The organism is Cobetia sp. (assembly GCF_983723665.1).
Genome location: NZ_CFDJES010000167.1, coordinates 1 through 5,235, shown reverse-complemented (window position 1 = coordinate 5,235; position 5,235 = coordinate 1). Strand labels below are relative to the sequence as shown.

Below are 5,235 nucleotides of genomic sequence, written 5' to 3'. Positions count from 1 at the left end.
AAAAGAACTACTGGAATGCTCAAAGATCGGTGGCCAAAAACACTTGACCACTACAACCGGATTGGCCATCCGAGGCCCAGCCTGCCATAGACATGATGTGGGTCGTTCTTTGCCCTTGCCACTCCCCGGCAGCCCTCAAGCGCGAGAGCTGGATGCACGACTCTGGCAGTGTGAGGCCTCTCTCTCACTGCCAAGCTTGTCGTGAAGAAATTCGATGAAGGTACTGATCCGTCGACTTGCATATCTGCCTTCCGGAAACACGGCGTACAGATTCACTTCAGGAATCCTGATAGTCATTCAGCACAACTTCCAGTCGTCCGACCTCAATATCCTCTGCCACATCCACCATCGATTTAAATATCACTCCAGCCCCTGCGATCGCCCACTCGCGCAACGCGCCACCATCGCTGGCCATTCGGTTCCCCGCCACCGTCACGGAAAATACCTGCCCTGCCTCCTGGAACTCCCAATGGTTCTGGGGCGCTCCTGGGCGAGCGAGCACCATGCACTGGTGGGATGACAGCTCTGATGGGTGTTGGGGGCGCCCTGCGTCCTGCCAATAAGCAGGTGCCGCACACACAACACGATGGGTACTGACGAGACGTCGTGACGTCAAGCTTGAGTCCGCCATCGGCCCATGACGAATGGCCAGATCAAATCGTTCATCGACCAGGTCCAACACTCCATCGGATAGCACGAGTTCAAATTTTACTTCCGGGTGCTGTATCAGGAACTGATCGATCAGCCGTGGTAGGCGCGTGCGGCCAAAATCATTGGTCGCCGTCAGCCTGATGGTGCCACTCAGCGACCCTGTGCCCGAGATCCGCTCAAGAGCCTTGTCATACTCGGCCAGGATCCTTTCGCTGTCGTCTCGAAATTGTTCGCCTTCCGCCGTCAAATGCATGGCACGCGTTGTTCTGACGATAAGCTTGGCCCCGACCTGCTGCTCAAGCTTCTGTAAGGCTTGGGTGACCAATGACGGGGACTGGCCTCGCTGACGGGCCACCGCCGCCATTGACCCACGCTCACAGATATCCACAAAAAGTTTCATTAACGCCAAGCGATCCATTATTCACCATATAGTGAAGGATGAATTCATCAGTCGAGCATTTATTAGCAAAACAAACAATGCCACTGTCAGGGCCGACGTCATGGGCGACCCCTCCCATGATCATGCGCCACAGGACAGGAGAGTCTCATGAGCCAACATCACCTATTAGTCGCTGGTGCCAGTGGCGTCATCGGCCGTGCAGCAACATTGGCCTTTGAAGAGGCAGGATGGCGAGTCACGACACTCTCTCGCTCCTCAGAGGGTCCGGGAAGCGGACACCACATCAGCGCCGATCTCTTGGATATTGCCTCTTTGCGAGATGCAAGTGATGTACTGAGCAGCGTGACGCACGTATTTTACGCCGCCTTGAAACCGGATCCGGACCCTGCCACTGAAGCACAACAGAATGGCGACATGATGCGGCACCTCTTCCAGGTGCTTGAAGAATCCCAAGCGTCAATCGAGCACCAGGTCTTCGTACAGGGCGGGAAGGTCTACGGTGCTCACCTCGGGGTCTACAAAACACCGGCTCGAGAAGAGGACAGCCGGCATTTCCCCCCCAACCTGTATTTCGAGCATGAAGATCTGGCTCGCGAACTCGAAGGCAAGGGAATTCGTTGGACCGCATTGCGTCCCGACATCGTGATAGGCCATTCCCTGGGTTCAGCCATGAACCTCGGTAACCTTATCGGTCTCTATGGCACGCTTTGCCGGGAGCTCGGTGTTGCCATGCAATTTCCCGGTACGGCGCGTGCCTACGATATCTTGCTGAACATCTGCGATGCCGATCTGGTGGGCAAAGCCGCCCTGTGGGCCATCGCAGAGAACCAGCAAGGGCCCTATAACGTCACCAATGGTGATCAGATTCGGTGGCGCCACGTCTGGCCAGAGATCGCCAACTGGTTTGGGCTTGAGACCGGCGAGCCTCAACCTATTTCGTTGGAGACACGTCTCGCTGCCGTGTCAGGCACTTGGAAGACGCTTGCAGAGCGCCAAGGACTTGCCGAGACAGATATCGACAAGATTGCCCAAGGTGGCTTCGGAGATTTCATCTTCCATGTCGAAGAGGACGCTGTCTTTGATTTGACGAAGGCTCGCCAAGCCGGCTTTGCAGAAATGTGTCGCCACTCACCCCAGAGTCTCATTCAGCACCTTGAGGCCATGAAGGAACGCCGCCTGATCCCTTGACGTTTGATCACTCGACCCTCTGGTACGCACCTGCTCGATTCGCCCTAAGTGCTTGAGCGATGACGTACTACGGGGGCACTAACACGCTGACAGATAACCGCATGAGCCTACGCGGTTGCAGAGTAGACCGCCCCATGAGCGAGGGTCATAAAGCCTTCAAGTGACAGAAGTCAGGAGCCGTCACGACAATCAGGCCGCCTTCCATTAGCGAAGGTGGCCTGTCTCGTGCTGTCATCATGTATCGAACCATGATCAGCGCTAGCTTACAGCGTGAAGCCACCATCGACGGCGATGGCCTGCCCTGTCACGTGTTCGGCCTGGGCGAGGTAGACCACCAGCTGCCCCATGTCCTCAGGTGTCTGGGCGACTCCCTGGGGCAGCAGGCTCTTCTGCAGGCGCTCCCATGCAGCGGGCTCGCTTTCGCCTTCCTGACTCCAGCGTGCCGAGAGCCCACTCTCGCCCCGCCACATGCCGGTGCCCACCACGCCCGGGCAGATCGCGTTGACGGTGATGCCTTCCGCTGCCACTTCCTTGGCGACGGCATTGGTAAAGCCGATGACCGCGAACTTCGAGGCACAGTAGTGCGACAGATCAGGAAAGCCGACCTTGCCGGCCATCGAGGCCACGTTGATGATCCGCCCGACGCGGCGTGAGCGCATCACGGCGACCTCGGCCTGAGTACACAAGAAGGTACCTCGCGCATTGACGTTCATGACGCGGTCCCACTCCTCCACCGTCAGCGCATCGATGGAATGGATGCCGATGATGCCGGCATTGTTGACGGCGATATCGAGCGGGCCGAGTCCGACCTCTGCCTCTTCAATCAAGCGCCGCACGGACGCCGCATCCGCGACATCGACCTGTAGCGCCAGACACCGTCTACCCAGTGCCTCCACTTTTGCCGCCGTCTCGCGGGCGATGGCGAGGTCCAGATCCGCCACCACGACATCCGCGCCCGCCTTGGCCAATGCCAGCGCGATCCCCTGGCCAATACCGCGCCCACCCCCTGTCACCAGTGCAATCTTGTCGTTCAGTTGCATGAGTCGTCTCCTGAATCTCTCACTGAAATCTGCAAATGCTGCGCTGCTGCCATGACGCTGGCACACGGTCCAGCGCCACTGGCCTCAGCTCAGGTGGTGGACTTCCTGAAGGCCGTAGACCGGCGTCGGGATACCCTCGAGCCGCGCCTTGAGCTGCAGCGCCAGATACTGGGAATAGTGACGGGATTGGTGCAAGTTGCCGCCGTGGAACCATAACGCCTGCTGCTGGGTCGGCTTCCACATGTTGCGCAGCTCGCCCTCCCAGGGCCCGGGGTCCTTGAGCGTATCGGAGCCCATGCCCCAGCATTTTCCGACCTTGTCGGCGACGTCCTGCGAGATGATGCGTGCCGCCCAGCCATTCATCGAGCCGTAGCCGGTGGCATAGACGATCAGATCAGCGGGCAATTCCGAGCCATCGGTCAAGATGACCGAGCGCGGATTGATGCGCTCGATGCCGACGCCACTGCGCAGCTTGATGTCACCATTGGCGACCAGATCACAGGCGCCCACATCGATGTAGTAGCCGGAGCCGCGGCGCAGGTATTTCAGGAACAGGCCCGAGTCGTCATCGCCGAAATCGAGCAGGAAGCCTGCCGCCTCCAGCCGACGGTAGTAGTCGGCGTCGCGCTTGCGGATCGCCTCGAAGATCGGGCGCTGGAAGTCAGGCAGTATCCGGTAGGGAATCGAGGCAAAGATCAGGTCCGCCTTGTGGTGATCGATGCCGTTTTGCACCGCCTGCTCGGAATAGAGCGGCCCCAGCGCCTCTTCCATCAGCGAGTTGGACTTCACCACATGCGTGGAGGAGCGCTGCAGCATGGTCACATCCGCGTCGTGCTCCCACAGCGCGGCGCAGATATCGTGAGCGGAATTGTTGGCGCCCACCACGACCACCTTCTTGCCACGATAGGCATCCGGCCCCGGGTGCTGGCTGGAGTGTTGCTGCTCACCTTCGAAGGTTTCGGCCCCCGGAAAGTGCGGCACATTGGGCATGCCCGACATGCCCGTGGCCAGCACCAGTTGCTTGGGCCGCAAGGTCACGGGCTTGCCGTCGCGTACCACCTCGACCACCCACTCGCCGCTCGCCTCATCGAAGTGCGCACTCTCACAGGCCGTGGAGCTCCAGTAATTGAGCTCCATGATCTTGGTGTACATCTCCAGCCAGTCCGCGACCTTGTCCTTGGGCGCGAACACCGGCCAGTTTGCCGGGAAGGGGATGTAGGGCATGTGGTCGTACCACACCGGATCATGCAGACACAGGGACTTGTAGCGATTGCGCCAGGCATCGCCCGCACGCGGATTCTTGTCGATCACGATGGTCGGCACATCCATCTGTCTGAGCCTTGCGGCCAGCCCGATGCCGCCCTGACCGCCACCGATGATCACGCAATACGGCTGGCGCTCGTAGCCCAGCTCGGCCTCTTCGCGCTGACGCGACTCAAGCCAGGTCTCACGCTGCTTGTTGGCACCATGCTCGGCGCCCTTGGGGCGCTGCATGCCCAGCGGCTCGGGAAATTCCTTGAGTTCGCGCATGGCGGTCAACAGCGTCCAGCAGCGCCCTTCCTTCAGGCGCAACAAGCCCTTGCCGCGTGCATCGGCGGTCTCGAAGGTGAACCAGGCCTCGACGATGCCGCCGGCCTCACTGGCCTCGCCATCCAGTTGCCAGCGAGAGGGAGCGACATGCTCGAGGGTCGCCGCGAGCATCGACTGGATCTCGTCCTTGCCCTCCGACGTCTTGAGATTCCAGGTGAAGGCGATCAAATCGCGCCAGTAGCATTCCTCGCCAAACAACGAGAGAACCCGGGCGATATCGCGCTGAGTCAGGGAGGACTCGAAATCATCGAGCCATTGCTGAGCGATCTGAGTTGGCGTGCGTGCGGTCATGGCGTCTCTCCGCGTGTTGTTGGATGTTGTAGTCACGCCTTCCATCCAAGGCATCAAGCATGCCAGCTTCGTCAT

4 protein-coding genes are annotated in these 5,235 nt (G+C 59.7%); 1 reads left to right on the top strand and 3 read right to left on the bottom strand.

The window, feature by feature from the left end; translation table 11 throughout:
- Window positions 1–277: 277 nt before the first annotated feature.
- Window positions 278–1,051, bottom strand: a complete 774-nt coding sequence (locus tag AC4FAH_RS13055) for a LysR family transcriptional regulator (protein WP_347422039.1) — start codon at window positions 1,049–1,051, stop codon at window positions 278–280.
- A 147-nt stretch (window positions 1,052–1,198) separates the two neighbouring features.
- Between AC4FAH_RS13055 and AC4FAH_RS13050 the strand changes: the two genes are divergently transcribed.
- Window positions 1,199–2,239, top strand: a complete 1,041-nt coding sequence (locus AC4FAH_RS13050) for an SDR family oxidoreductase (RefSeq protein WP_024952471.1) — start codon at window positions 1,199–1,201, stop codon at window positions 2,237–2,239.
- Between the two features lie 263 nt (window positions 2,240–2,502).
- On the opposite strand, the gene AC4FAH_RS13045 is transcribed toward AC4FAH_RS13050, so the two are convergent.
- Window positions 2,503–3,279, bottom strand: coding sequence for an SDR family NAD(P)-dependent oxidoreductase (locus AC4FAH_RS13045; RefSeq protein ID WP_043336843.1), 777 nt, complete (start codon window positions 3,277–3,279; stop codon window positions 2,503–2,505).
- 84 nt (window positions 3,280–3,363) lie between these two features.
- Window positions 3,364–5,160, bottom strand: a complete 1,797-nt coding sequence (locus AC4FAH_RS13040) for an NAD(P)-binding domain-containing protein (protein ID WP_490246170.1) — start codon at window positions 5,158–5,160, stop codon at window positions 3,364–3,366.
- Window positions 5,161–5,235: the final 75 nt, after the last annotated feature.

Bases quoted from the DNA above. Each gene is read 5' to 3' on its own strand.
- AC4FAH_RS13055 (WP_347422039.1), bottom strand. From the start codon at position 1,051: ATGAAACTTTTTGTGGATATCTGTGAGCGTGGGTCAATGGCGGCGGTG.
- AC4FAH_RS13050 (WP_024952471.1), top strand. From the start codon at position 1,199: ATGAGCCAACATCACCTATTAGTCGCTGGTGCCAGTGGCGTCATCGGC.
- AC4FAH_RS13045 (WP_043336843.1), bottom strand. From the start codon at position 3,279: ATGCAACTGAACGACAAGATTGCACTGGTGACAGGGGGTGGGCGCGGT.
- AC4FAH_RS13040 (WP_490246170.1), bottom strand. From the start codon at position 5,160: ATGACCGCACGCACGCCAACTCAGATCGCTCAGCAATGGCTCGATGAT.